Origin of the sequence: Candidatus Thermokryptus mobilis (genome assembly GCF_900070205.1) — a bacterium.
Classification (GTDB): domain Bacteria; phylum Bacteroidota; class Ignavibacteria; order Kryptoniales; family Kryptoniaceae; genus Kryptonium; species Kryptonium mobile.
The window spans coordinates 8,821-9,971 of record NZ_FAOO01000025.1 but is presented as its reverse complement, the minus strand read 5'-3'; the positions used below and the strand labels follow the sequence as shown (position 1 = coordinate 9,971).

Sequence of the window (1,151 nt, the reverse complement as noted above, 5' to 3'; positions counted from 1 at the left end):
GCTCGGTCCTGTTGTTTGCTTTTTACAGCCTATGAAGAAAGATAAAGTTAAAGTGATCAAAATTAAACTCGCCAAAAACCTTTTCATTTTCATTTTGCTCTCCATTTTTTATTTTGCTAAAACCATTTTCATTGTCTTTGTGAATTTCCCAGCCGTGATTTTATAAAGATAAATCCCAGATCCAACGACATTTCCCTTATTATCTTTACCATCCCAAACGATCGTATACCTACCTGCTGGCTTAAAATCACTCACAAGAGTTCTGATCTCTTGACCAAGTATGTTATAGATTTTTAGAGTCACAAAAACATCTTCAGCTAAGTCAAATGAGATGCTCGTCGCTGGATTGAACGGGTTTGGATAGTTTTGATAAAGTTCAAATTTTTGCGGTATCTCAACTCTTGGAAGTTCAACCATTGTGACTTCGCTCTTGCGGGTCACTATGAAATGACCAAGCCTGCTAATTTCAGTCGTGATGAATTCGCCATTTGAAGAAACAATTGAGTTTAAACCAACCCATTTTGTCCCATCCCAATAGGCGATCGTCAATTCATCAATCGGAATTGATGATATCTTCACCGGGTCAAGGTAAATTTTTAAAATAGCTGGACTCGTCAATTCATATCCAACGGGGCTAACAGTGTAAATTTGACTAAACCTTGAGTTTATATTCTCAATTTCCGTATTTGTGACATCAGAGTTTCCAGTGAAGGCAATGATGTATGCATCACCTTTAAGAGAATTACGCGGGAATTCAACTTCCATTTTCCCATCCGTTGAGGCAATATATCCACCCGAAACAGATTGGAGAAATTGAACATTAAATGTATAGGCGGTATCGGAGTAAATGAATCCATATTTTGCCGTTCCCCTTACACGTATCTCAATTGTTCCGCTTGAGCTTAGTGTGATGTTGTTGTCAACGAAAACTTTGTCGTTTGAGTTTGGAACCGGTTGGAAGACCAGATTAACGACATTTGAACCCTGGGTTAAAGTTCCTGAAAGATTATTTTTATTAAGTTTTGATTGACTTGCGACAAAAACATCAAGTCGTTCGCTGAAGATTGGGTTCTGGAAAAATCCGACGACAAGATTTGGTCTCGTCGTATCAGTGTAAGCAAAGGTTGCCCTAATCATCATATTCCAACCGC

The 1,151-nt window shown here is 38.3% G+C and carries 1 protein-coding gene; it reads right to left on the bottom strand.

Features of this window, described 5'->3' with window-relative positions; genetic code table 11:
• Positions 1–108 precede the first annotated feature (108 nt).
• Positions 109–1,151, bottom strand: a 1,043-nt coding sequence (locus tag FKZ43_RS10660) for a FlgD immunoglobulin-like domain containing protein (RefSeq protein WP_219916528.1), incomplete at its 5' end; no start/stop codon positions are given.